Source organism: Klebsiella sp. G-Nf4, assembly GCF_002810615.1.
In the GTDB taxonomy this organism is placed as follows: Bacteria; Pseudomonadota; Gammaproteobacteria; order Enterobacterales; family Enterobacteriaceae; genus Klebsiella; species Klebsiella variicola.
Map to the genome: position 1 here is coordinate 755,300 of NZ_PION01000001.1, position 25,058 is coordinate 780,357.

The 25,058-nt window shown below is 59.3% G+C and carries 20 protein-coding genes; 11 read left to right on the forward strand and 9 right to left on the reverse strand.

What is annotated here, in order from left to right:
- Positions 1–14 precede the first annotated feature (14 nt).
- The 6 genes from mdcC (at position 15) to mdcH (ending at position 4,559) form a co-directional block, all read left to right on the forward strand.
- On the forward strand, positions 15–314 hold the full coding sequence (mdcC, locus tag CWM57_RS03770; protein WP_012541865.1) for a malonate decarboxylase acyl carrier protein: 300 nt from the start codon (positions 15–17) through the stop codon (positions 312–314).
- Entirely contained in the window at positions 307–1,140 is an 834-nt protein-coding gene (locus tag CWM57_RS03775; protein ID WP_012541866.1) for a biotin-independent malonate decarboxylase subunit beta, read from the forward strand. The genes mdcC and CWM57_RS03775 overlap by 8 nt, the downstream gene beginning before the upstream one ends.
- The gene (gene mdcE / locus CWM57_RS03780; RefSeq protein WP_074385956.1) at positions 1,140–1,940 is read left to right on the forward strand and encodes a biotin-independent malonate decarboxylase subunit gamma; all 801 of its coding nucleotides are present in this window, start codon (positions 1,140–1,142) and stop codon (positions 1,938–1,940) included. The genes CWM57_RS03775 and mdcE overlap by 1 nt, the downstream gene beginning before the upstream one ends.
- Before the next feature lie 136 nt (positions 1,941–2,076).
- Complete coding sequence (locus tag CWM57_RS03785) at positions 2,077–3,036, forward strand: AEC family transporter (RefSeq protein ID WP_012541868.1); 960 nt, start codon at positions 2,077–2,079, stop codon at positions 3,034–3,036.
- 3 nt (positions 3,037–3,039) lie between these two features.
- Positions 3,040–3,657, forward strand: coding sequence for a malonate decarboxylase holo-ACP synthase (locus CWM57_RS03790; protein WP_100675641.1), 618 nt, complete (start codon positions 3,040–3,042; stop codon positions 3,655–3,657).
- The gene (gene mdcH / locus CWM57_RS03795) at positions 3,657–4,559 is read left to right on the forward strand and encodes a malonate decarboxylase subunit epsilon (RefSeq protein ID WP_074385958.1); all 903 of its coding nucleotides are present in this window, start codon (positions 3,657–3,659) and stop codon (positions 4,557–4,559) included. The genes CWM57_RS03790 and mdcH overlap by 1 nt, the downstream gene beginning before the upstream one ends.
- On the opposite strand, the gene CWM57_RS03800 is transcribed toward mdcH, so the two are convergent.
- The 4 genes from CWM57_RS03800 to CWM57_RS03815 form a co-directional block, all read right to left on the reverse strand.
- On the reverse strand, positions 4,549–5,475 hold the full coding sequence (locus tag CWM57_RS03800; RefSeq protein WP_100675642.1) for a LysR substrate-binding domain-containing protein: 927 nt from the start codon (positions 5,473–5,475) through the stop codon (positions 4,549–4,551). The genes mdcH and CWM57_RS03800 overlap by 11 nt on opposite strands.
- Before the next feature lie 170 nt (positions 5,476–5,645).
- On the reverse strand, positions 5,646–6,830 hold the full coding sequence (locus CWM57_RS03805; protein WP_032732935.1) for a multidrug effflux MFS transporter: 1,185 nt from the start codon (positions 6,828–6,830) through the stop codon (positions 5,646–5,648).
- A gap of 186 nt (positions 6,831–7,016) precedes the next feature.
- Positions 7,017–8,627, reverse strand: a complete 1,611-nt coding sequence (gene mqo / locus CWM57_RS03810; protein ID WP_229588974.1) for a malate dehydrogenase (quinone) — start codon at positions 8,625–8,627, stop codon at positions 7,017–7,019.
- Between the two features lie 307 nt (positions 8,628–8,934).
- Positions 8,935–9,858: an N-acetylmuramic acid 6-phosphate etherase gene (locus tag CWM57_RS03815; protein ID WP_100675643.1), complete on the reverse strand. Its 924-nt coding sequence runs from the start codon at positions 9,856–9,858 to the stop codon at positions 8,935–8,937.
- Between the two features lie 373 nt (positions 9,859–10,231).
- Here CWM57_RS03815 and CWM57_RS03820 point away from each other — a divergent pair, with 373 nt between their 5' ends.
- Complete coding sequence (locus tag CWM57_RS03820; protein ID WP_061154717.1) at positions 10,232–11,848, forward strand: sensor histidine kinase; 1,617 nt, start codon at positions 10,232–10,234, stop codon at positions 11,846–11,848.
- On the forward strand, positions 11,845–12,564 hold the full coding sequence (gene dcuR, locus CWM57_RS03825) for a two-component system response regulator DcuR (RefSeq protein ID WP_008805043.1): 720 nt from the start codon (positions 11,845–11,847) through the stop codon (positions 12,562–12,564). The genes CWM57_RS03820 and dcuR overlap by 4 nt, the downstream gene beginning before the upstream one ends.
- On the opposite strand, the gene CWM57_RS03830 is transcribed toward dcuR, so the two are convergent.
- The gene (locus CWM57_RS03830) at positions 12,545–13,495 is read right to left on the reverse strand and encodes an FAD:protein FMN transferase (protein ID WP_100631923.1); all 951 of its coding nucleotides are present in this window, start codon (positions 13,493–13,495) and stop codon (positions 12,545–12,547) included. The two genes, dcuR and CWM57_RS03830, sit on opposite strands and share 20 nt — an antisense overlap.
- A gap of 213 nt (positions 13,496–13,708) precedes the next feature.
- On the reverse strand, positions 13,709–16,486 hold the full coding sequence (locus CWM57_RS03840; protein ID WP_074385962.1) for a flavocytochrome c: 2,778 nt from the start codon (positions 16,484–16,486) through the stop codon (positions 13,709–13,711).
- A 641-nt stretch (positions 16,487–17,127) separates the two neighbouring features.
- Here CWM57_RS03840 and CWM57_RS03850 point away from each other — a divergent pair.
- The 3 genes from CWM57_RS03850 to CWM57_RS03860 all read left to right on the forward strand — a co-directional run bounded on the left by CWM57_RS03850 (position 17,128) and on the right by CWM57_RS03860 (position 22,127).
- Complete coding sequence (locus CWM57_RS03850) at positions 17,128–18,639, forward strand: anion permease (protein WP_074385963.1); 1,512 nt, start codon at positions 17,128–17,130, stop codon at positions 18,637–18,639.
- Positions 18,640–18,693: 54 nt separating this feature from the next.
- On the forward strand, positions 18,694–20,346 hold the full coding sequence (fumA, locus tag CWM57_RS03855; protein WP_074385964.1) for a class I fumarate hydratase FumA: 1,653 nt from the start codon (positions 18,694–18,696) through the stop codon (positions 20,344–20,346).
- 164 nt (positions 20,347–20,510) lie between these two features.
- Complete coding sequence (locus CWM57_RS03860) at positions 20,511–22,127, forward strand: mechanosensitive ion channel family protein (protein ID WP_165784131.1); 1,617 nt, start codon at positions 20,511–20,513, stop codon at positions 22,125–22,127.
- Between the two features lie 436 nt (positions 22,128–22,563).
- Here the strand turns inward: CWM57_RS03860 and pcaC are convergent, their stop codons facing one another.
- From pcaC to CWM57_RS03880, 3 genes are read right to left on the reverse strand one after another with little or no spacing between them, the layout of a single operon-like run.
- A complete protein-coding gene (pcaC, locus tag CWM57_RS03870) occupies positions 22,564–22,953 on the reverse strand; it encodes a 4-carboxymuconolactone decarboxylase (protein ID WP_012968329.1) in 390 nt (129 codons plus the stop codon).
- Positions 22,943–23,710: a 3-oxoadipate enol-lactonase gene (gene pcaD / locus CWM57_RS03875; RefSeq protein WP_100675644.1), complete on the reverse strand. Its 768-nt coding sequence runs from the start codon at positions 23,708–23,710 to the stop codon at positions 22,943–22,945. The genes pcaC and pcaD overlap by 11 nt, the downstream gene beginning before the upstream one ends.
- Positions 23,700–25,052 (reverse strand): 3-carboxy-cis,cis-muconate cycloisomerase, encoded by a 1,353-nt coding sequence (locus CWM57_RS03880; protein WP_100675645.1) that lies wholly within the window; start codon positions 25,050–25,052, stop codon positions 23,700–23,702. The genes pcaD and CWM57_RS03880 overlap by 11 nt, the downstream gene beginning before the upstream one ends.
- Positions 25,053–25,058: the final 6 nt, after the last annotated feature.

Sequence of the window (25,058 nt, forward strand, 5' to 3'; positions counted from 1 at the left end):
ATTCAGAGGATGTTATGGAACAGATTACATTGTCATTTCCTGCCAACCGCGCCCTCAGCGGCAAAGCATTGGCAGGGGTCGTAGGTTCAGGCGATATGGAAGTGCTTTATACCGCCGCACAGAGCGCCACGCTCAACGTACAGATCACCACCTCCGTGGATAACAGCCAGGCGCGCTGGCAGGCGCTGTTCGACAGGTTGAACCTGATCAACGGTCTGCCCGCCGGGCAGTTGATTATCCACGACTTCGGCGCCACGCCGGGCGTCGCTCGTATTCGTATTGAACAAGTCTTTGAGGAGGCCGCTCATGCGTAACGATCGCAGCTTTATCGAACTGCGCGCTCGCGAACGCGCCCACGCCCTGCTGGACGACGGCAGCTACCGCGAACTGCTGGATCCGTTTGAAGGCATTATGTCGCCGTGGCTCGGCGCACAGGGCATCGTCCCGCAGTCCGACGACGGTATGGTGGTCGCCAAAGGCACTATCAACGGCCAACCTGCGGTGGTGATTGCCATCGAAGGCACCTTCCAGGGCGGCAGCATGGGCGAAGTCTCCGGAGCCAAAATGGCCGCCGCGCTGGAGCTGGCGGCGGAAGATAACCGCAACGGTATCCCGACCCAGGCGGTGCTGTGTCTCGAAACCGGCGGCGTGCGTCTGCAGGAGGCCAACCTTGGTCTGGCCGCCATCGCCGATATTCACGCCGCGATTGTCGACCTGCGCCGCTACACCCCGGTCGTCGGCATTATCACCGGTACCGTCGGCTGCTTCGGCGGCATGTCCATCGCCGCGGCGCTGTGCAGCTACCTTATCGTCACACGTGAAGCCCGTCTTGGCCTCAACGGCCCGCAGGTTATCGAGCAGGAAGCCGGCATTGAAGAGTACGACTCCCGCAACCGGCCGTTTATCTGGAGCATGACCGGGGGTGAAATTCGCGCCGCCAGCGGGCTGGTCGACGCGCTGGTTAACGATGGCGTTAATGCCGTTAAAACCGCAATGAATGAGGCAATCGCCAAAGGCGTACCGGCCCAGCACCGCAGCGACAACTATGACGATTATCTGCGTCGCTTGAGCCAGTTCGATACCCGCCAGCAGGCGGATACCGCGCAGATTAAACAGCTTTTTGCCCGGGAGGATAAATAATGAGTCAGTTCCCAAACCGCGCCGCGCTGTGGCTGAATAAACTGGCGCCTGACGCGCCGCTGATGAGCGGGCTGTGCCCGTCGGTACAGGTCGCAGATGGCCAGATTGATGGCGAAAGCGTCCGCTTTATCGCCGTGGTGCCTGACGCCAACAACCACTACCCGCGCGCGGCCGGCGGCGAAGTCGGCCTGCTGGAAGGCTGGACGCTGGCGAAAGTGGTCAACGAAACCATCGCTGCCGACGCCGACCAGCCTGTCAAACGGCCAATCGTGGCAGTGATTGATGTCCCGAGCCAGGCCTATGGCCGCCGCGAAGAAGCTTTCGGCATCCACCAGGCACTGGCCGGAGCCGCGGGCGCCTACGCCAAAGCCCGTCTTGCCGGCCACCCGGTGATTGGTCTGATTGTCGGAAAAGCGATGTCCGGGGCGTTTCTGGCCCATGGCTACCAGGCCAACCGCCTGATCGCCTTTAACGATAGCGGCGTGCTGGTTCACGCCATGGGTAAAGAATCGGCGGCGCGTATTACCCTGCGCACCGTGGAGGCGCTGGAAAAACTGGCGGCTACCATTCCGCCGATGGCCTACGACGTCAGCAACTATGCGACGCTCGGCCTCCTCTCCGCCCTTTTGGATATTAATAATCCGGATGCCCCTGACGACCACGATCTGTCGTTGGTCAGCAACACGCTGCGCGACGCCATCGCTGACGCGCGCAAAGATACCTCGCTGAAGTGCCGCCTGGGCGCGGAAAACCGCCGCAGCTCACAACGGGTTCGCGATCGCATGCGCGCCAGCTGGTAAGACGTTCGTACGTAAGTAGTAGAAGAAAACCTGCCGGAAGTCGTCCCCCGGAGCGCGGAATAAACGCTCCGGGAAGGGACGGCTTTTAGAAAAAATAACAATCGCGCCAGTACTCTATTTTATTTACAGGTGATTTATGACTTATGTGATTATTCATGCTCTCGCGCCCATTTTCGTTATCATGCTGCTGGGTTTCTGGGCCGGAAAGGCCGGGATGGTAGATAACAAAAACGTCTCGCTGCTCAATATTTTTGTAATGGATTTTGCCTTACCCGCCACGCTGTTTAGCGCGACGGTACAAACGCCGTGGGCCGGTATCGTCGCCCAGTCGCCGCTGGTGCTGGTACTGACCGGCGCGATGTGGATCACCTATGCCGCGATCTACTTCCTCGCCACCAGCGTGTTCAAACGCACGCCGCAGGATGCCGCGGTGCTGACCCTCACCGTCGCCCTGCCAAACTATGCCGCGCTGGGCCTGCCGATCCTCGGCAGCGTGCTGGGTGAAGGCGCGTCAACCTCGCTGTCGGTAGCGGTCTCTATCGCCTGCGGTTCGGTATTGATGACCCCGTTCTGCCTGCTGATTCTGGAACGTGAAAAAGCCCGCGCCGCGGGTGAAAACAGCGGTTCTACGCTGGCGATGCTGCCGGTGCTGATGTGGCGCTCGGTGAAAAAACCGATCGTCTGGGGCCCGCTGCTTGGGGTGGTGCTTTCCGCTATCGGCATCAAAATGCCGGAAATGCTGCTGGCCTCCATCAAACCGCTGGGCCTGGCCGCCACCGCTGCCGCGCTGTTCCTCACCGGGGTGATCCTGTCGGCACGTAAACTGCAGCTCAATGCGCTGATCGCCACCTCCACCATCGTGAAACTGCTGGTGCAGCCGTTTATTGCCTGGGGTCTGGTGATGCTGCTGGGTCTGCACGGATCCATCGCCATTACCGCGATCCTGATGATTGCCCTGGCCGCCGGCTTCTTCGGCGTGGTCTTCGGCAACCGTTTCGGCGTCCAGTCACCGGATGCTGAAGCCGTGCTGCTGTTGAGCTCGGTTCTGTGTATCCTGTCGCTACCGCTGTTTATCTCTTTGACTTCAGGACTGTAAACCATGTCATCAACGCCGCGTCCCCACGATTTAATCTGGTTAAACCACGCCAGCGCCCTGGAGGCTATTGCCGAGCCGTGGGTGGCTCAGCAGTGGCGGGCCGCGCTGCCGGTGGTGGTGAGACGCGACGTTGATGACCACTCCCGCATCCCGGTTGGGGTACGAGGCATGAAGCGCGAGCAGCGCGCCGCCGGTTGGGTACAGGCGCACAATATCGTGCGCAGCGTCACCCCGGAGATGCTTGTTGATCGTGAGGTCTTACTCCATTCGCCTTTTGTTTCGCAGCCGCCGGTCCAGGCGGCTATCGCCCTTACCTTGCACAACTGGCCCTGGCGCTGGGGCGTCACCGGTAGCACCGGCTACGCGCTGGCAACCGAAATCCCGGTACTGCATGGGGCAAGCGATCTGGATCTGCTGATCCGCGCGCCGCAGCCGCTGGACCGCGAGGCATTGCTGGAATGGCAGGCCCGTGTGGCCCAACTGCCGTGCCGCGCCGATACCCAGATAGAAACACCGTATGGCGCCTTCGCCCTTAATGAGTGGCTGCGCGATGGCCGCGCGCTGCTGAAAACATCCCGCGGCGCACGCTTAACCGCGACGCCGTGGCACAGGGAGGAATGATGAAAATTTTGTTTACTTTTCCCGGTCAGGGCGGCCAGCGGCCAGCCATGCTGGCGGCCATCCCCGACCGCGAGAACATCTTCGCGCAGGCGCGCGAGGTGCTGGGGGATGAAGTCGATAGCCTCGATAGCGCCGCAGCGCTAAAACACACCCGTGCGGTACAGCTCTGTCTGCTGATCGCCGGCGTGGCCTGGGCGCGCGAACTACAGCGCCAGGGCGTTAATCCGCAAATGGTCAGCGGCTTGTCAATCGGCGCCTTTCCCGCCGCGGTGATCGCCGGCGCGCTCGATTTCGCCAGCGCGCTGCGGCTGGTGGCGCTGCGCGGTGATTTAATGGAGCAGGCGTATCCTGAAGGTTACGGACTGACGGCGATTATGGGCCTGACCCGCCCGCGGGTTGAGGCGCTGATGCAGGGCCACGAGGTTTATCTCGCCAACCTCAACGCCGAAACGCAGATCGTGATCGCCGGGCGCGATGAGGCGATGGCCGAGGTGGCGCAGCTGGCGCTGCGGGCTGGCGCCAGTAAAGCCCAGCGGCTGGCGGTCAGCGTGCCCTCGCACTGCGCACTGCTGGATAAACCCGCCGCAGCGCTGGCAAAAGCCTTTGCCGATGTCACACTGACGCGTCCTAAGTGCGCCTATTTAAGCGGCTCGACGGCGCGCGTGCTGTGGGATCCACAGCGGATCGCTGACGATCTGGCGATGAACATGGCGCGCACCGTGCACTGGCAGGAGGCGATGATCGCCGCCGATGAACGCGACGCCAGGCTGGCAATCGAGATGCCGCCCGGCGGGGTGCTCACCTGCCTGACCCGCCAGGCGGGCTGGCGCGGCGAGACCATTTCGCTGGAGCGCAGCGGCGTAGACGTCGCTCGCCATCTGGCCCAGCGGCTTAGCGATTAATACTGCGGGCGTACATCCGCCCTTCCGCCGCCAGCGCCAGCAGGTCGGCATCGCGCTCGCGGTGGTGCGAATAGACGATAGAGATCAGCTGGCGCATCTGATAGGGTTCCGCCAGCTTTAACAGCTGCACATCGTTTTCGTAAACCTTCTTCATGCGCCCCGGCAACAGTGCAAACCCGACGCCTGCCTGCACCAGGCTTATCATCGAAAAGATATCATTCACCCGGGTCACAATTTCCGGTTCAAAACCGGCCACCTGAAAGGCCTCCTGAAATCCGGCATAAGTCGCAAACCCTTCCGCCAGCGAGACAAATTTACGATCGGCGTAATCGCGCAGGTCGGCGAGCTGAGTGGTATCCAGCTGTTCCGTCGCCGGCGCGGCGAGGAAGATATCATCTTCAAACAGCGGCACTACGTCGAAAGCCGAATTATTGTATTCGCCTTCATTGGTGGCGATTAAGATAGCGTCAAGGGCATCGTCCTCCAGCATATCCAGCAGCATCTGGTTGGAGCCCATGGTCAGATCCAGCTCCAGCTCCGGGCGACGCAGCTTCATCCCCATAATGATGCGCGGAACAGTTTCCAGCGTCAGCGAATAGAGGGTACCGATGCGCAACCGTCCCTGACCGACGCCGGCGACTTTACGCGTCGCCTCAAGCCCACGGCTCATCAGACTTATCACATCCTGGCAGTATTCGAGCAGCGTCCAGGCCGCCTGCAGCGGCAGCAGGTTGCGCCCTTTGTGGACAAACAGCGGGCAGCCGACCCCCTCTTCGAGCGTATGCAGCGCGCGGTGAACGCTAACGCTGCTGAGCTTCATGGCTTCGGCGGTTCTGGCGATATTGCCCTTCGCCATAAACATCATAAAGACTGACAGTTTGCGGAAGGTGATCTCCTGGTTGATATCGTCTTTCATAGCCCTTCCACACTCCTGGTTATCGTTTTTCTGCAGTAATTCAAGGCAGTATAACAATAACCCTCACGTCCGTTTTGACCGCAACCGCTAATTATCGTCAATATCCCCCGCGTTGTCGGTTCGCTTACTCGCCAGCCGGGAAATCGACTTGTCTCTATGAGCTCAATTCATTAATCGACGCGCCGATGGAGCCACGCCAAAAGCAGGCTGGCGAGTGTAAAAGCGGCCATGATCCACGCCATCGTCCACGGCGTACCGTCGTGGAGCCATGCCAGCAGTAGCGAAGAGATAATGCCGCTGCCATACTGCAGCGAGCCGATCAGCGCCGAAGCGGAACCGGCATATTCACCGGCCTCATCCAGCGCCGCAGCGGTTGAGGTGGCGGCAATCACCCCATTCATTGAGAAGAACAGGAAAATACTCACCACAATCAGCGCCACGCCGCCGATATGCAGACGCACGCCGGCTGCCAGCACGACGACGGCAATCGCCGATACCGCCAGCGCCGCCTTCAACAGCGAACCTAACGCATGGCGCTGCACCAGACGACGATTGACCACGCTCATCAGCATAACCCCAACGATATTGACCGCGAACAGCCAGCCGTAGTGCTGCGGCGCAACGCCGTAATAGCGAATATAGACATCCGGCGAACCGGTGATAAAAGCGTAAGCCGCGACGTAAAAGAAAGTCAGACTGAGGGTATAACGCATAAACGTCCGGTTTTTTACCAACGCGGCGTAATTGCGAAACGCGCTAAGCGGCGATCCTTTCTGCCGACGCTCTGGCGGCAGAGTTTCCGGCAGCCAGCACAAGGCGATAAACATCAGAGCGCCAATCACCACCAGCAGCCAGAAAATAGTGTGCCAGCTGGTGAATTTAATCATCTGCCCGCCGATCAGCGGCCCGGCAATCGGCGCAATCGCCATCACGATAGTCAGCGTCGAGAGCATCTGCGCGGCGCGGGTACGAGCAAACAGATCGCGAACCATCGCCCGCGCCAGCATCGGCCCAGTGCAGGCGCCAAGCGCCTGAAACACGCGCCAGAAGACAATCTGATCGATGGTGGTCGACAGCGCGCAGCCGGCGGAGCCGATAATAAATAGCACCATGCCGATGAACAGCGGCGTGCGACGCCCCAGCCGGTCGCTTATTGGCCCCCACACCAGTTGCGCCAGCGCAAAGCCAATCAGAAATCCGGTGATCGTCAGTTCGGCATCGCCGTGCAGTTGCGCGGCCATCATCGGCATGGCCGGCAGATAGATATCGGTGGAGAGCGAAGTAAAGGCCATCAGGCCGCTTAAAATCAAAATAAAAAGCGCCCCGCTGGTGGCGCGCTGATGCGATGAAGTCATTATGGTATCCGTTAAGGAGAGGAAAGCGGTGAAGTGCCTGGCTATTTTAGCCGTTTCGGGGTAACGGATAATCCCCGGAAATCATAACAGGGTTATGAGCATCATTCATAAATAGCGGCAGGGAAATGTGGATGTAAAAAAGGGAAGACCGTGGTCTTCCCTTTTGTTCACTGCACGAATGTGCTTTTACAGCGCCATATCGTGCTGCGGCGAGGCGTCGCGCTGCGGTTCAGCCGGTTTGGCGGTCGCGGTTGGCGCAGCCGCTGGCATCTGAATCACCGGCGGCTTAGTCAGCTGCAGCGCCGCGGCGGTGTCATCCCATACCTGCTGGGTCAGCGCCACGTTACCGTTCAGCTTCTGACCGTAGCTCGGCACGATAGCGTGAATACGGCTCTGCCACTCCGGCGAGTTAAACTGCTGCGGGAACATCTGCTTGAGTACGTTCAGGGTGATCGGCGCGGCGGTGGAAGCCCCCGGCGACGCGCCGAGCAGCGCAGAAATCGTTTTCTGCTGATCGACCACCACTTCGGTACCCAACTTCAGAACGCCGCCCTTCTCTGCATCTTTCTTAATGATCTGCACGCGCTGGCCGGCCTGGATCAGCTTCCAGTCTTCTTTACGCGCGTCCGGGTAGTACTCTTTCAGCGCAGCGAAACGATCATCATCACTGAGCATCACCTGGCTGACGAGATATTTCACCAGATCGAAGTTGTCGAGACCGACGTGGGTCATCGGCAGCACGTTATCGGTGGTGGTGGTGCTGAGCAGGTCAAAGAACGAACCATTTTTCAGGAACTTGGTCGAGAAGGTGGCGAATGGCCCGAACAGCACCACGCGCTTACCGTCGAGGTAACGAGCGTCAAGGTGCGGCACCGACATCGGCGGCGCGCCGACCGAAGCCTGACCGTAGACTTTCTCCAGATGCTGCGCGGTGACCGCCGGGTTCTCGGTCATCAGGAACGAGCCGCCCACCGGGAAACCGGCGTAGTTATCCGCTTCCGGAATACCGGTTTTCTGCAGCAGCTTCAGCGCGCCGCCGCCGGCGCCGATAAAGACGTATTTGGCGTCAATAGTCTGCGCTTCCCCGCTCTGCACGTTCTTAATCGTCACGTGCCAGGAGTTGTCGGCATTGCGTTTGAAATCGGTCACCTCGGAGGAGGTTTGCAGGGTGAAGTGGTTATTTTTCTTCAGGCTGCCGATCAGCTGGCGGGTAATTTCGCCGTAGTTGACATCGGTACCCACCGGCGTCCAGGTGGCGGCCACTTTCTGCTGCGGATCGCGACCTTCCATCACCAGCGGCGCCCACTGTTTAATTTGCGCGTGATCGGTGGAGAATTTCATTCCCTGGAATAAGGTGGTCTGCTGCAGCGCGTTATAACGTTTTTGCAGGTAATCGACATTATCGCCCCACACGAAACTCATATGCGGTGTGGAGTTAATAAAGGAGTGCGGGTCGTGCAAAATACCGCGTTTCACCTGTGTCGACCAGAACTGACGGGAAATCATAAACTGTTCGTTAATATCCAGCGCTTTGCTGACGTCAATCGACCCGTCCGCCCGCTCCGGCGTATAGTTCAGCTCCATATTCGCTGAGTGGCCGGTACCAGCGTTATTCCAGCCATTGGAAGATTCCAGGGCCACGCCGTCCAGTTTCTCCACCATGGTCAGGTTCCAGTCCGGCTGCAGCGCCTGCAGCCAGGTGCCGAGCGAGGCGCTCATGATCCCGCCGCCAATCAGCAGAAAGTCGGTTTTTTTAGAGGTATCCGCTTCAGCATGCGTCGCCGCGCTGACGAACATTGCTAATGCGGTAAAGGAAATAATCGTTTTTTTCATTGCAGGCATAATAGAATTATCACGTAGCACACGGTAATAAGAGGCAGCATATTAACGCACTTTTACTTTATTTTAAAATATCATTTACACTCTGGCATTTTTAATCAAATAATTATTTAACTTAAAAAAGCAAAGCGAGCCATCAAAATGATACCTGGTGAAAAATAAGATCGAAAATTCAGCCTGATTGCTGAGAAAAATAAAAAAGAGAGTTTTTTTTAGTTAATAAAGTCCAGGCGCGTACGACAATCGCGCGCGCCTGGCAGAGGGGTTAATGGGCGGGAGTGGCCGTGCTGCTGCGCTGTGCTTCGCGCAGGGCGAGACGCAGATGATCGTGATGTTCCCTCAGCAGCTCGCGCGCGTGCCAGGCATCCAGCCCGCTGAGCAGCATCAGGATCGCGGTGCGGCAGTGCTGATGGCAGCTGGCCAGTGCCGCTTTTGCTTCACTGCGCGTGCAGTCGGTGGCCGCCATGACAATCGCTATCTGCCGCTCCGCCCAGTGCGAATTGTCAGCCTGCACGTCCACCCGCAGATTGCTGTACACCCGACCGTCACGGATGGCGAGCCCGGTCGTCAGCATGTTGACGATCTGCCGCTGGGCCAGTTGAGCCTTCGGATTGGCTAAGCCCGACACTGCCTCCGGCCCGGTCTGTGGGGCAATGATGATATCCGCCAGTTGCGCCGCCTCACTGGCCGCCTGCTGAGTGACGACAGCGATAGGGGCCCCCAGCGACCAGGCGTGGCGCATCGCGCCCCATACCCACGGCGTCTTGCCGCTGACGGTCAACGCCAGCAGCATATCGTGGTTGGAAAAGTCCAGCGACTGCAGTTCAAAGGCGCCCAGGTCATAATGGTTTGCTGCGGTTTCCCGCTCGGCCATCGCCGCCGTCTGCCCACCGGCAATCAGTCCCACCAGCGCGTGTTTGCCTTCCGGCGAATAGTCACTGACCGCCTCGATGGCCGTCCGGCCTGACGCCCCGGCGCCGATAATGACCAGGCGCCCTCCCCGGCCCATCGTCGCGGTGGCGACATCAATCAGCCGGGCGATGTCCGGCAGGCAGGCGCCGACCGCCTCCGATATCTGCTTATCATCCTGATGCAGCATCGCCAGCATGTCGGCCGTGGCGAGACGATCGATGTGAGTGGTATCCGGGTGACGGCGGGCCTGCATTGCAGCGGTTAGCGAACTGTTCATAACAACCTCCATTTACAACAGAAAAAGCGCATCTCGGCGTAATCAGCGGCCTGATGCATATCCTTATATTCATCATGCCTATTTAATCTCTGTCGCCACTATACGGGCATTCTTCCGCACTTTACCGCCGTCGGGGTCACAGTTTACCGTCCCGACCGCCCCGCCAGGGGGCGATTGCCGGTTATCTGAGCAATCCTGTCTTACGCCTCATCTTCACCGCCCGCCGGCATGGCCAGCCAGAAGGATTGCTGACCGGGCATGTGAAACGGTTTACGCATCGGCTAAACCGCCTCGATTTGCTTTGATTACACGGCTTTATGAAAACCGTCCTATCGGCGATAATATGCCTTCACTGAATCAATCCGGGATCGTCATGAAGGCATCAGAGCAGCAGCCTCGCGTTCGTCAACGCACCTTACCGTTAAAGCTGAGCACCGCCGTATCCTTGATGATTGGCAGCGTCATCGGCGCCGTGCTCCTGCTGGTCTATGCCCTGTGGTATATGCAGATAAGCAATGCCACCCGCGACGGTTTGAAAGAGACCGCGCTGGCGGTGGCGCGCACCATGGCTGATATGCCGCAGGTGAAGCGCGGACTGGAGGCGCCCCCGCAGCAGCAGATCATTCAGCCGCTGGCGCAGGCCATCACCCGGCGCAATGACCTGCTGTACGCTATCGTCACCGATATGCACGGTATTCGCTATTCGCATCCGGATACCTCCATCATCGGTAAGCGGTTTATCGGCCGGGATATCCTGCCCACGCTGCAGGGAAAAGAGAACGTTGCCATTAACCACGGCGTGCTGGCCCCGGCGCTGCGGGTGTTCACCCCGGTGTTCAACGACCAGCGCCAGCAAATTGGCGTGGTGGTGGTCGGCATTTCGCTGAGTAAAGTGGACGAACAGATCGCCAACAGCCGCTGGGACGTGCTGCTGACCATCCTGTTCAGCGCGCTGGTCTGCGCGCTGGGCACCTGGAGCCTGGTGCGGGGCCTGAAGCGCGTCCTGCTGGGGCTGGAGCCGCAGGAGATTTCCACCCAGTTTCAACAGCGTCAGGCCATGCTTCACGCCCTGAAGGAGGGCGTCGTTGCCGTCGATGCCCACGGCGAAGTTAATTTGATCAACCCGGCGGCGCAGGAGATCCTCTTTTCCGGGCCGGACAAAACCCTGGCCCACACGCCGCTACTCGCCGACCTGCAGACCGTCTTGCAGAGCGGCGAGCCGATGTACGACCGCGAGCTGGGGTGCAATGGCCTGTTGCTGATCGGCAATACGGTGCCCATTCGCAGCCAGGAAGCGGTAGTCGGCGCCATCTGTACCTTCCGCGATAAGACCGAGGTGAGCCAGCTGCTGCAGCGGCTGGACGGCATGATGAGCTATGTGGATGCCCTGCGCACCACCTCCCATGAATTTATGAATAAACTGCACGTGATCCTCGGCCTGCTGAATATGAAAAGCTATGGCAAACTCGAGGAATACGTGCTGCAGACCGCCCACCGCTATCAGGCGGACATCGGCGACATTCAGCACCGCATTAAATCCCCGGTGGTGGCCGGCTTCCTGATAAGTAAAATTCAGCGCGCCACCGAGTGCGGCTTTACGCTAACGCTGGCGGAAGAGAGCCTGGTGCCGGATTGCCCGAATGAGAAGCAGGTCACGGTGCTGGTAACGGTGCTGGGCAATCTTATCGAGAACGCGCTGGACGCCATGAGCGGCCAGGCGGAGGGTGAGATCGGCCTGCTGCTGCACTACCAGGACGGCTGGCTAAGCGGTGAAGTGAGCGATGACGGACCGGGGATCCCGGAAAATAATATCGACGCTATCTTTAACAAAGGCTTCTCCACCAAAGGCGAGAATCGCGGCGTCGGGCTGTTTCTCGCCAACCAGCAGCTGCGCGAACTGGGCGGCACCCTCGCCGTCGAGTCGGAACCCGGCGTATTTACCCAATTTTTTGTTCATCTCCCCTGGGATAGTAAAAGGAAACGTGCGTGATAAATGTGTTGATTGTTGACGATGATGCGATGGTGGCCGAACTGAATCGCCTGTACGTGGCAAGAGTTCCCGGCTTTCGTTGCAGCGGGAGCGCTTCGACGCTCAGTCAGGCCCAGGAGATGATTAACGATAAGCAGCGGGAGATCGATCTGGTGCTGCTGGATGTCTACATGCAACAGGACAGCGGGCTGGATCTACTGCCGACGATCCGCGAGTCGGGGCGCGCCATCGACGTCATCATGATCACCTCGGCGGCAGACGCCGCCACGGTGCAGACTGCGATGCATTACGGGGTGGTTGACTACCTGATCAAACCTTTCCAGTTTCCGCGCTTTGAAGAGGCGCTCACCACCTGGCGGGAGAAGCGTAAACTGATGACCGGCCAGCCGTATTACGAACAGGCCGACGTCGACCGTCTGCTGCACGGCGGCGCGCCGGAGGCCAGCGACGCGCGCAAGCTGCCCAAGGGGCTAACCGCGCAAACGCTGCGTACACTCTGCCAGTGGATTGACGCCCATCCGGACGTCGAATTCTCTACCGATGAGCTGGCGGCGGCAGTGAATATCTCCCGAGTCTCGTGCCGCAAGTATCTGATTTGGCTGGCGCAGATCAATATCCTCTACACCACTATCCACTACGGCGCTACCGGGCGACCGGTCTATCGCTACCGCCTGGTCGCCGAACAGTACAGTTTGCTTAAGCAGTACAGTCAATAACCTGATAGCCGCTGTCCAGCGGCGCAAAACGCAGCCGCTGCGGCGATGAGAGAATGATGTCGCGATTTTTGGTGACGAAAATCGCGTCGATATCCTCACGCTGACGCAGCGCTGCGCAGCCCTTCTCTACGCCGAGGCCGAACAGCAGCGTAGTCCAGATATCGCCGTCTAAAGAATCCGTGGAAATCACCGTCACGCTGTCGAGTTCGTTATCCAGCGGATAACCGCTGCGCGGGTCGAGAATATGGTGCCAGCGTTTGCCGTCCTGCTCAAAGTAACGTTCATAGGTTCCGGAAGTGACCACCGACTGCCCGTTGATCGTCAGGGAGCCGATCAGCGCCTGCGCGTCGGCAAACGGTTTTTTCAGGCCAATGGTCCATTCGCCGAGGGTATGCACATTGCCGCCGAGATTGATCAGCGCCTTCTCCACCTGTTGCTGACGGAGATAATCGCGCACGCGGTCAGCGATATAGCCTTTGGCGATCGCCCCGAGATCCAGCTCCATCCCCGGCTGCTGGAGAAACACGCTACAGGTTGCCTCATCAAGGACCACCTCCTGCGGGCGGGTCAGCGCCAGTCGGGCCCTGATATCAGCCGCGTCAGGCACGCTGTGCCCGTGAAAGCCAATTCGCCACAGCTTCACCAGCGGGCCGATGGCAAGGTTAAAGGCGCTGTCGCGCACCATGCTGGCAGCTTTGGCGCACTGAATCAGCTGAAAGACCGGGCGACTGACCGTGACCGGATGGCGCCCGGCGGCATGGTTGATATCCATCACCTGCGACTCGGCACGGTTAACGGTAAGCAGATCTTCGTAGCGTTTAATTAACTGAAATACGCGGGAGGCCAGCGCCTCATCGTGGGAATAAAGTTTGAGCAGGATGGGCGAGCCCATCAACACGGCGGAGTAGCTATAGACGCGGTTATCGGACATCGGGCTCTCCTTAGAAGGGATAAGAACCTATCCCAGTAGGCGTAATTGGCGCAGCCAGTTTGAACACGGACAGCGCGCAGAAACCGGAGCGTACACGTAGTACGTGAGGATTTCGAGCACTGCCCAGGTTCAACATGGCAAGCAAAATAGCCCTAATGAGATAGGCTCTAAGCCGGGCGGCAAAAGCACCAGCCCGGCATCAGCAATTACCTGTTATCCTCTGGCACGTTTCGCCGCCTGGTGGCCCGCGAGGGTACCGAAGATGATGATATCCGCGACCGCGTTACCGCCGATGCGGTTGCCGCCGTGGATCCCGCCCACCACTTCACCGGCGGCGTAGGCGCCGCGGATCGGCTGCTGGTCAACGTTCAGCACTTCGCCATCGGTGTTAATGGTCACGCCGCCCATGGTGTGGTGCACCCCTGGGGCAATACGAATGGCGTGGAACGGGCCTTCGTTAATCGGCGCGCGCAGCGCGGTGGTCCGGCCAAACTGTTCATCATGCTGTTTTTCCACTGCCCCGTTGTAACACTCGAGGGTGGCGAGGAAGGCATGGTAATCCATCCCCAGTTTCTCCGCCAGTTCACGTGGCGAGCTGGCGCTGGTGACGAAGCCTTTGGCGATGTACTCATCGGCAGCTTTGTTTTTCGCCCGCACATGTTCGTCAAAGACAATGTACGCATAGTGTTCCGGCAGGGCGATAATCGCCGCCGAGACTTTATCGCGGGTCTCCATTTCGTTAAAGAAGCGGTTCCCCTGCTGGTTAACAAGAATAGCGCCGCCGCCGCGAATCGATTCGGAAATCAGGTACGAGGTCTGCTGTTCGACGGTGGGGTGAATCTGAATTTCGCCCATATCCACGGTGCCGGCGCCGATGCGTTCCAGCAGCGCGATACCGCTCCCGGTCGCCCCTTTGTGGTTGGTGGTCACGAAACCGTCGAGGTCCGGACGATACTTCACCACCATCGCGCTGTTGGCACTGAAGCCGCCGGTGGCCACTACGATGCTTTTGGTCTGCACTTCGATGACTTCTTTCTCGTCGTTGACCAGACGTACACCGCTCACCTCATCCCCGCGCATCAGGATCTCTTCCACCGAGGTATCCAGCAGGACGTCGATGCCGCGTTTGGTGATGTTGCGCACCAGGCCGCTAATCAGATAGCCGCCGACCGCTGACCCGTCGCGCGGACGGTGGGTACGGTCAATGCTCATCCCGCCGGTGGTGGTGATGTCGTTGAGCATAATGCCGCGGTCCGCCAGCCACTCAATGGCTTGCGGCGCATTCTCCACGAAGCGACGCAGCAGCTGCGGGTTGTTTTTGTTGTGGCCGCCCTTCAGGGTTTCCTGATAGAACAACTCTTTACTGTCCTGAATACCTTTGACCCGCTGGAAGCGAGTTTCCGCGGCGTTCATCCCGGCGGAAGCCTTGATGGTGTTGCCACCAATGGTCGGCATTTTTTCGACGATCAGCACGCTGGCGCCTTCGTCGTGAGCCTGAATAGCTGCCGCCAGGCCGGCGCCGCCGCTGCCGACCACCACCACGTCATAACTTTTCGGCGCGGCGTCATTGCCGCCCTCTTCCGCTGCCAGCGCTTTGCTGGATTTCAGCATCGCTTTGGCGACCGCTTTTTTCACCGCTTCGCTCTGGCTGGTGGCACCGGAAATGGCGTCCACGTGCGGGGTATTGGCGGTCAGAATACGTTCGCGGATCTCTTCGAAGCTGGTGGTGAACTCGACGGTCTGCACCGGGCTCGCCGCCAGTTCGATATCGGCAATATGATCATTTTCGAGGCTGACGTTGATCACCAGTTCATTGGTGTCATCCTGAACGGTTTCAACAAACATCCCCGGCTTAAATTTGGCGTCGCCCATGCTCATGTCGCGGATCATCGCTTCCACCAGCGAGAAGCGCCACAGCGGTTCCGGAATATGCAGCGCTTCACGCTGGGTGCTGTCGATAAACAGCTCCAGCTCTTCACCGGCGGCGATACGTGCCGCCCAGTCCGGATAGGCGATGCAGGCGCGACCCACGGCGATCAGGTCATAACCATGATCGAGGCCCAGCTCGGCATCAGCAACGTTAACCACACCGCCGACGCCCATTACCGGCACCTGGGCGAGGGTTTCAGAGCGCATCGCACAGTATTTCTCGATCAGCGGTGTCGGATCGCAGGTATCGACGATAGACGGACGCAGCGTCGCGCCCACCGAGAAGTGCAGATAATCGACACCGCGGGCGGCCAGCTTTTCCAGCAGATACATGGTGTCGTCGAAGCGGATCCCCGGGACCTCCATCTCTTCCGGCGAGAAGCGATAGCCGATGATAAAGGCATCGTCAGCGTACTGGCGGGCCATTTTGTGGGTGATGTCGAGGACCGCCAGCGGGAAACGAGCGCGATTGTCGCGGCTACCGCCCCACTCGTCGTCGCGCTGGTTGGAGTTCGGCGAATAGAACTGCTGGATAAGATAGGTGTTGGCCCCATGGATTTCAACGCCGTCGAAACCGGCGAGAATGGCGCGACGGACGCCGTCGCCAAACTTGGCGATCATCCCTTCCACTTCTTCTCCGCTCAGCGCCCGCGGCATCGCGGCGCCCTCACGCGGCGCGGCAATAGCGCTTGGCGCCACCGGCTGACGCCCCCCGATCAGTTGCGGGTCGACCATGCGTCCGCCGTGATAGATCTGCAGAATCGCTTTTGAACCTTGCGCTTTGATCGCCTCGGCGATTTTCGCCAGGCCGGCAATTTTTTCATCATTATCGATGCCGATCGCGCCCGGGAAGGCCAGGCCGTAGTCATCAATAAAGCAGCACTCGACAATAATGGTACCGATGCTGCCGGCGCGAGCGCGATAGTACTCCACCAGCTCGCTGGTGACAGTCCCATCGAAATAACCGGTGCAGGTGGTCATCGGCGCCATGAGCAAACGGTTTTTCAGCTCCGTACCATTTGGTAAAGTAAATGGCTGCAGAATTCGTTCGTTACTGGTCATAAGTTACGCTCCAGATTTTAAAATATTAAAAACTCAGAATGGGGTGACGGAATCATTAATGGTTTTGGTTTTTTAATTCCTGTTGTCATGCCAATAATATAGCGTGTTTTTTAGTTACTAAATCAATTACGTTAGTTATAAAACTATTTAACCCCAACAATAACATCGCTACCTCTATTGTATTATTAAAATAATAAATAGCATTTACATAATACAAATGTACGATAACATTTTAGATACTTATGTTAACATTCAAAACGATTGCAGCGACCAATAAAAGCATTTACTTTCATATAGTTGTGCGAGAAATGAATAAATTAAGCATTAATTGTTCATTTTTATTTTAACATTTATCGATATTTTAGCCAAATTAACACCTCATCACATAGGGTTATACTGATAATAAAAAAATAGTGAAATCACCTGCTTTACTTGATCTCGATCAATTGCAACGGCCATTGAAAGCGCAATATATAAATAACCAACAAATTTAATTTAACGCCCAGACAAACGCGTTAAATAATCGCCCTGACGATACTCAGAAACGAAAAATAAAAACTAAAGTAACTTTTGTAATTAAAGAAATCACTGAGCATGTCGCTGGCGTAAACGCTATTTTCAACAACTTGCAGATACTCATTATGAAAGAGAAAAAGACAACCATACCGCCTGCCGGTACAGTCAACCCAACGACTGCGACTAAAAAACGTCTCCTGATGATGGCGCTGCCGATAATCGTCGCTGTGCTGTTACTGTTTGTTCCCGTCCCCGATGGCCTGCCGCCGTATGCCTGGCACTACTTCGCCATCTTCGTCGGGGTGATCGTCGGGTTAATTTTTGAACCGCTGCCTGGCGCCGTTATCGGCATCACCGGCGTGGTGGTGATCGCCCTCTGTAGCCAGTGGCTGTTGTTCAGCCCGGAACAGATGGCCGCCCCGAGCTTCAAGCTGGCCGGCGCCTCCTTTAAATGGGCGGTGAGCGGCTTCGGCAACTCCACGGTCTGGCTTATCTTCGGCGCCTTTATGTTCGCCGCCGGCTACGATAAAACCCAGTTTGGACGCCGCCTGGCGCTGATCCTGGTGAAATATCTTGGCCGTCGCAGCCTGACGCTGGGCTACGCCATCACCTTCGCTGACCTGTTGCTGGCGCCGTTTACGCCGTCTAACACCGCACGCAGCGGCGGTACCATCTACCCGATTATTGCCAACCTGCCGCCGCTGTACGGTTCAAAACCAAACGACCCGAGCGCGCGTAAAATCGGTTCCTATCTGATGTGGGTGGCGATCACCGCCGCCTGTATCACCAGCTCGATGTTCCTGTCAGCGCTGGCACCGAACCTGCTGGCCCTGGCGCTGGTAAAAAGCATCGTCGGCATCAACATCTCGTGGGGGACCTGGTTCATCGCCTTCCTGCCGCTCGGTGTCCTGCTGATCCTGACTATGCCGCTGCTGGCTTACTGGTTCTATCCGCCGGAAGTGAAAATCAATAACGAAGTGCCGCTGTGGGCCGCGCGTGAGCTGGAAAAACTGGGCAAACTGTCGCGCAATGAAATTCTGCTGCTGGTGTTCGTCTGCTTCGCGCTGATGATGTGGATCTTCGCCGCCGACTGGATTGAACCGGCGCTGGCCGCCCTGCTGGTTATCGTGCTGATGCTGTGGACCGGCGTGCTCTCCTGGAGCGACATCACCAACAACAAAGCGGCGTGGAACACCTTTGTCTGGTTTGCCACCCTGGTGGCGCTGGCCGACGGCCTCTCCTCCACCGGTTTCATCGCCTGGCTGGGTAAAGAGGGCGGCGCGCTGATGGGCGGTATCTCCCCAGGCGTGGCGACCATCGTCCTGCTGCTGGCGTTCTACCTGCTGCACTACCTGTTTGCCAGCACCACCGCGCACACCACTGCCCTGCTGCCGGCCATGCTGACTATTGCGGCCACCATTCCGGGTATGAATATGGAAGTGTTCGTCCTGCTGATGGTCACCTCGCTGGGCGTGATGGGGATTATCACCCCGTACGGTACTGGCCCAAGCCCAATCTACTACGGCAGTGGCTACCTGCCGACCAAAGACTACTGGCGCCTCGGCACCATCTTTGGCGCCATCTTCCTGGCCGCCCTGCTGCTGATTGGCTATCCGTGGATGTCCATGATGTTCTGATTCATAACCGCCGGGACCACCCCGGCGGTTTTTATCTTTATGGAGTAAGTGACTATGTCGACTAAACCGTTTGTTTATCAGGATCCGTTCCCGCTGGCGCACGACGATACCGAATACTATCTGCTCAGCAAAGAGCACGTCTCTGTCGCCGAATTTGAAGGCCAGCCGGTTCTGAAAGTAGAACCGCAGGCGCTGACCCTGCTCGCCCAGCAGGCCTTCCACGACGCCGCCTTTATGCTGCGTGTCTCTCATCAGCAGCAGGTCGCGGCCATTCTGCTCGACCCGGAAGCCAGCGAAAACGACAAATACGTGGCGCTGCAGTTCCTGCGCAACTCCGAAATCGCCGCCAAAGGTATTCTGCCGACCTGTCAGGATACCGGCACCGCCATCATCATGGGTAAAAAAGGCCAGCGCGTCTGGACCGGCGGCGGTGACGAAGCCGCCCTGGCGCAGGGTGTATACAACACCTATACCGAAGATAACCTGCGTTACTCGCAGAACGCGCCGCTGGATATGTATAAAGAGGTCAACACCGGCACCAACCTGCCGGCGCAGATCGATCTCTACAGCGTCGACGGTGAAGAGTATAAGTTCCTGTGTATGGCGAAAGGCGGCGGTTCCGCCAACAAAACCTATCTCTATCAGGAAACCAAAGCGCTGATCACCCCGGCGAAGCTGAAAAACTATCTGGTTGAGAAAATGCGCACCCTCGGTACGGCCGCCTGCCCGCCATACCACATCGCGTTTGTGATCGGCGGTACCTCGGCAGAAGCGACGCTGAAGACCGTGAAGCTGGCGTCCACCCGCTACTACGACGGCCTGCCGACCGAAGGCAACGAGCACGGTCAGGCGTTCCGCGATGTGCAGCTGGAGCAGGAATTGCTGCTGGAAGCGCAGAACCTCGGCCTCGGCGCGCAGTTCGGCGGGAAATACTTCGCTCACGATATCCGGGTGATCCGTCTGCCGCGCCACGGCGCCTCCTGTCCGATCGGCATGGGCGTCTCCTGCTCCGCCGACCGCAACATCAAAGCGAAAATCAACCGCGACGGCATATGGATCGAGAAGCTGGAGAGCAATCCGGGGAAATATATCCCTGAGCATCTGCGTCAGCAGGGTGAAGGCAATGTCGTCAGCATCAACCTGAATCAGCCGATGAGCGAGATCCTGGCGCAGCTGTCGGCGCACCCGGTCTCCACCCGCCTGAGCCTCAACGGCACCATTATCGTGGCCCGCGACATCGCCCACGCTAAGCTGAAGGAACTTATCGATAACGGCGAGGCGCTGCCGCAGTACGTCAAAGATCACCCGATCTACTACGCGGGCCCGGCGAAGACGCCAACCGGTTATGCCTCCGGCTCCCTCGGTCCGACAACCGCAGGCCGCATGGACTCTTATGTCGGTCTGCTGCAGTCGCACGGCGCGAGCATGGTAATGCTGGCGAAAGGCAACCGCAGCCAGCAGGTGACCGATGCCTGCCATAAACACGGCGGCTTCTACCTCGGCAGCATCGGCGGCCCGGCAGCCGTGCTTGCCCAGCAAAGCATTAAGAGCCTCGAGTGCGTGGCCTATCCGGAACTGGGGATGGAAGCCATCTGGAAGATCGAAGTGGAAGATTTCCCGGCGTTTATTCTGGTCGATGATAAAGGTAACGACTTCTTCCAGCAGATCCAGAATAAGCAGTGCGCCGGCTGTAAACAGCACGGCTAACGCTCACTTCTGACGCTGATAGCAGGCCGTCGCCGTTTGGGCGACGGCTTTTTTTATGCCCACCCCGCGCCAACTTGAATTCATTTCGCGCCAGGCTATGCTCAACTACAAGCCGTCCGTTGTTTGCTGAAAAATAACAATAATTCTCTTTCTCAGGTGCCTCTATGAACAGGATGAGCGTGGTGATCGTCTGGGCGCTGGCGCTGCTGGTGCTAAAGCCGGCGCTGGCTGCCGAACCGCGGCAGCAGCCAACCGCGCGCGAGCAGGCACGCACGGTCACCGTTTTCCACCAACCTGTCGTCATGTTGCAGGCTACTTTCGGCCAGACTACGCCCGAAGAGCGCGTCCTGCGTACCCGCAGCGCCCTGCGCGCCTTTACTGAAGACGATATTCGCCAGCCGCTGCGGGTCGTTGCGGTCAACCGCTATGGTCAGCCAGGCCGGCTGTTCCTGATGAACGGCAAACCGGTGCTGCTGCTGAGCCAGGCGGATCTCGACGAGGGCGATGATTTAACGCTCGACCAGGCGGCCCAGCGGGTGCTGGCGCGAATGGAGGCCCAGCGCACCAGCCTGCAGGAACAGTTCAACCACCGCTATCTGCTGCTCTCCGCCGGCAAAGCGCTGGCCGGGGGGCTGCTGCTGGCACTGTTTTATTATGGCGCCTTCCGCGCCTGGCGGCGGGTGCGGCGCTTTTTCCTGCTGCGGATCCTTGAAAAACGCAGCGCCATCCCGCAGCACTGGCGGCGCTATCTCGGCAATATTGAAGTTCGACTCTATGCTGTGCTGGTCATTCTCGTCGGCATGCTGGCCAGTTATCTCTGGCTGAACTGGGCTTTCAGCCTGTTTCCCTGGACACGGGTGTGGAGTGAATCGCTGGGCGACTGGTCGCTGGGCGTGATCCGCGATCTCTCCCTGTCGATTGTCGCCTCCCTGCCGGGGCTGATGATTGTGGTACTGATTTTCCTGATCACCTGGCTCATCATTCGCCTGGTGAAAGTCGCTCTCGACCAGGTCGCCGCCGGCCGCATTCAGGTGCCGGGCATCCATCCGGAAACTGTCAGCGCCACCCGCCGGTTGATCTCGGTGGTCATCTGGCTGTTTGCCCTGTCCGCCGCCTACCCGTTCCTCCCCGGCGCCAACTCCCTCGCCTTCAAAGGCATTAGCGTGTTCTTCGGCCTGATGCTGACTCTCGGGTCGACCGGGGTGATGACCCATGCGATGAGCGGCCTGGTGCTGATCTACTCCCGGGCGCTGCGCAAAGGCGACTGGATCCGCCTCGCCGACAATGAGGGACAGGTCAGCGAGATTGGCGTGCTGGCGACCAAGATCCTCACCCGTGAGAATTACATTGTCACCGTCCCGAACGCCGTGGTGGTGAGCGGGAAAATTATTAATCTCAGCGCCGAGAGCACCGACGGCGGGTTCAACCTCACCACCAGCGTCACCATCGGTTACGATACGCCATGGCGTCAGGTTCATGCGCTGCTGGAGCTGGCGGCAAGACGCACCCCCGGCGTGGATCAGCAAATCGCCCCGATAGTTCGCAAGCTGGGGTTGCTTGACTGGTACACCGCGTATGAGCTGCAGGTGCGCTTGCTCCCCGCGACGTTGTTGCCGGAGGGCCGCAACGCGTTGCATAGCAGTATTATTGATGTGTTTAACGAATTCGGCGTGCAGATTATGTCGCCGAATTTTGTGATGCAGCCCAAGGCGGCGGTGGTGGTGCCGCAGGAAGCCTGGTACGCCGCCCCAGCCGTCGCGCCGCAGGAGCCTGAGAAATAAGGGATATCGTACCGGCATGTCCGCCGGGTGGCGGCTGCGCCGCTGAGCAAAAACAGCCAGCGCAGAGCCGCGTTTGTGCCGGGCGGTGGCTAACGCCTTGCCCGGCCTACGGATCGTGCGACCTGTCACTCATTTACCCACTTGCGCGACTGAAACTGCCGGTGCTGGCCGCCCCCTGTGCGCTCCCTGCGCCATAAGAGACATAGCGCAGAAGATCAACCGGGAGCGCAATCTGCCCGGAATTAACATAGAAGTTGTAGCCCTGCCAAACGTTGTGGCCCTGCCAAACATAGTGCGAACAGGGACATTTCCGGTAGTGCCGTTATTTCGCCGGGTGGCGGCTGCGCCTTACCCGGCCTACGGGGTCTACAGGCGATCTTCGCTTCCCAGGCCCGGCAAGCGCAGTGCCGCCGGGCAATCCGACTCGGACGACGACTCAACCCTGCGCGGCGTCGATGTCATCAAACACCTGCTGCGCCAGATGCATCGTGGCATTCGCCGCCGGCAGCCCACAGTACAGCGCAGAGTGCATGATCAACTCTTTCAGCTCATCACGGGTCACCCCGTTGTTAAACGACGCGCGCAGATGCATCTTCAGCTCCGCCTCGCGATTGAGAGCGATCAGCATGGCAATAGTGATCATGCTGCGGGTATGATGATCGAGCCCCGGACGCGTCCAGGTCTCGCCCCAGGCGTAGCGGGTGATAAAGTCCTGAAACTCGTCATTCAACGGCGTCAGATGCTGCAGGGTACGGTCGACGTGGGCGTCGCCCAATACTTTGCGCCGTACCGCCATCCCGTCCTGATAGCGCTGTTTATCCTCCATGGCGTTCCCCCTGGAAAAAGCTCAGCAGCGCCGAAGTAAAGCTTTTCGGCGCCTCAATGTTTGACAGATGCGATGCCGCCAGCACCACCACCTGGGAAGCGGGGATCTGCTGCTGCAGGAAACTGGCGTCGCTGACCGTAGTGACAGGGTCACTTTCACCGGCGATAATTAACGTCGGCAACGGGATCTGCCCTACTTCGCCGCGCAGGTCGGCCGCGGCCAGCGCCTCACAGCAGGCGGCATAGCCTTCGGCGTCGGTATGGGTTAACTGGTGGCATAGCGCCTCCACCACCTCCGGCGCCTTCTGGCGAAACGCATGAGTGAACCAGCGATCCGCGGCCCCGGCGGCCACCACCGCCATTCCCTCCTGGCGTACCGCCCGCGCCCGCGACAGCCAACTGGCCTGATCGCCAATACGCGCCGCGGTGTTGGCGACAGCCAGACCATAAAAACGCTCTGGCGCAAAGCGTCCCAGCCACAGGCCGGTCAGCCCCCCCATTGAGATCCCGCAGAACCAGGCGCGGTCGATATTCAGGTGATCGAGCAGCGTAATCACATCCTCACCCAGTTGGGCGAGGGTGACTTTGCCATTTTTCGTCGTATTGCCGTGACCGTGGGTGTCATAGCGCAGCACCCGAAAATGGGCGGTTAACGCCTCGATCTGCGGCTGCCACATCGCCCGGGTGGTGCCCAACGAGTTGGAGAGGACGATAACCGGCGCGCCATCCGGCCCGTCGAGTTGATAATCAAGATTCATCACGTTGCTCCTGATAACGCGCCAGCACCTGGCGCACAAAGCGTTCGGCGCTGCCGGTCGCCGTTGCCGGGTCCAGCAGCGTGGTTAAGCGTTCACGAGAGAGATACTGACTGACCTGCGGATCGGTCGCGAGCAGATCGACCAGCGGAGAGTGACGGTCCAGCGCCTGACGGCACAGCGCCTCGATATGATGATGCGCCTCGGCTTTGCCGGTGAATTCCGCCAGCGCCAGGGTCACCGCCTCGGCCATGATCAGCCCGTGGGTGATATCGAGATCGGCGCGCATTTTCTGCGGGAAGACCTGCATATCGCGCACCAGCGCTTCGCTTTGCGCCAGCGCCCCACCCACCAGGGTAATCAGCTCCGGCAGCGTCTCCCACTCCGCCTGCCAGCCGCCCAGCGCCCGCTCGTGCTGCTGAAGTTGGCTGGCGTAGAGGGTCGCCATCAGTCCCGGCGTACGCTGGGCGGCGGTCAGGATCGCCGCGCAGGCCACCGGATTGCGCTTATGCGGCATCGTCGATGAGCCGCCGCGGCCTTCCGCCACCGGCTCGCCGACCTCAGCCACTTCGGTCTGCATCAGCAGAGAGAAGTCGTTAGCGAATTTCCCCAGCGTGCCGCAGACGCCGGCAAACCAGGCGCCCACCTCCAGCAGCCGATCGCGCTGGCTGTGCCACGGGGTATCCGGCAGCGACAGACCGAGGATCTGCGCCAGCGCCTGGCCAACCGCCGGCCCTTTCTCTTTTAGCGCGTCCAGAGTGCCCGCGGCGCCGCCAAACTGCAGCACCAGCAGCCGCGGACGCATCTCGCGCAGCCGCTGCTGCCAGCGAAGGAGCGCGTCGAGGGTGCCCGCCAGCTTCAGGCCAAAGGTCACCGGCAGCGCATGCTGCATCCAGGTCCGACCCGGCATGACAGTATCGCGATAACGATCCGCCTGGAGAGCCAGGGCAGCCAACAGTTGCTCAAGCAAGGTCTCAGCGGCTTCCAGCGCCCCGCGCAGCTGGAGCACCAGTCCGGTGTCGATGGCGTCCTGGCTGGTAGCGCCCCAGTGAACGTAGCGCGCAGCCTCAGGATCTCGCGCTTTTACCTGCGCCGTCAGCTGTTTCACCAGCGGGATCGCCAGGTTACCGGCCCCCACCGCCGCCTCGCCCAGCGCGGCAAAATCAATGGTCTCGTGGCGGCAGGCCGCGACAATCGGCCCGACCGCTTCCGGCGGCACCATCCCGCAGGCGGCCTGCGCCTGCGCCAGCGCCGCTTCAAAATCCAGCATGCCCTGCACCCGCTGCGCGTCGCTGAACCAGTCGGTCAGCGGACTGCTGCGCAGCATTGGGGTCAACAAACTCATTCTGGC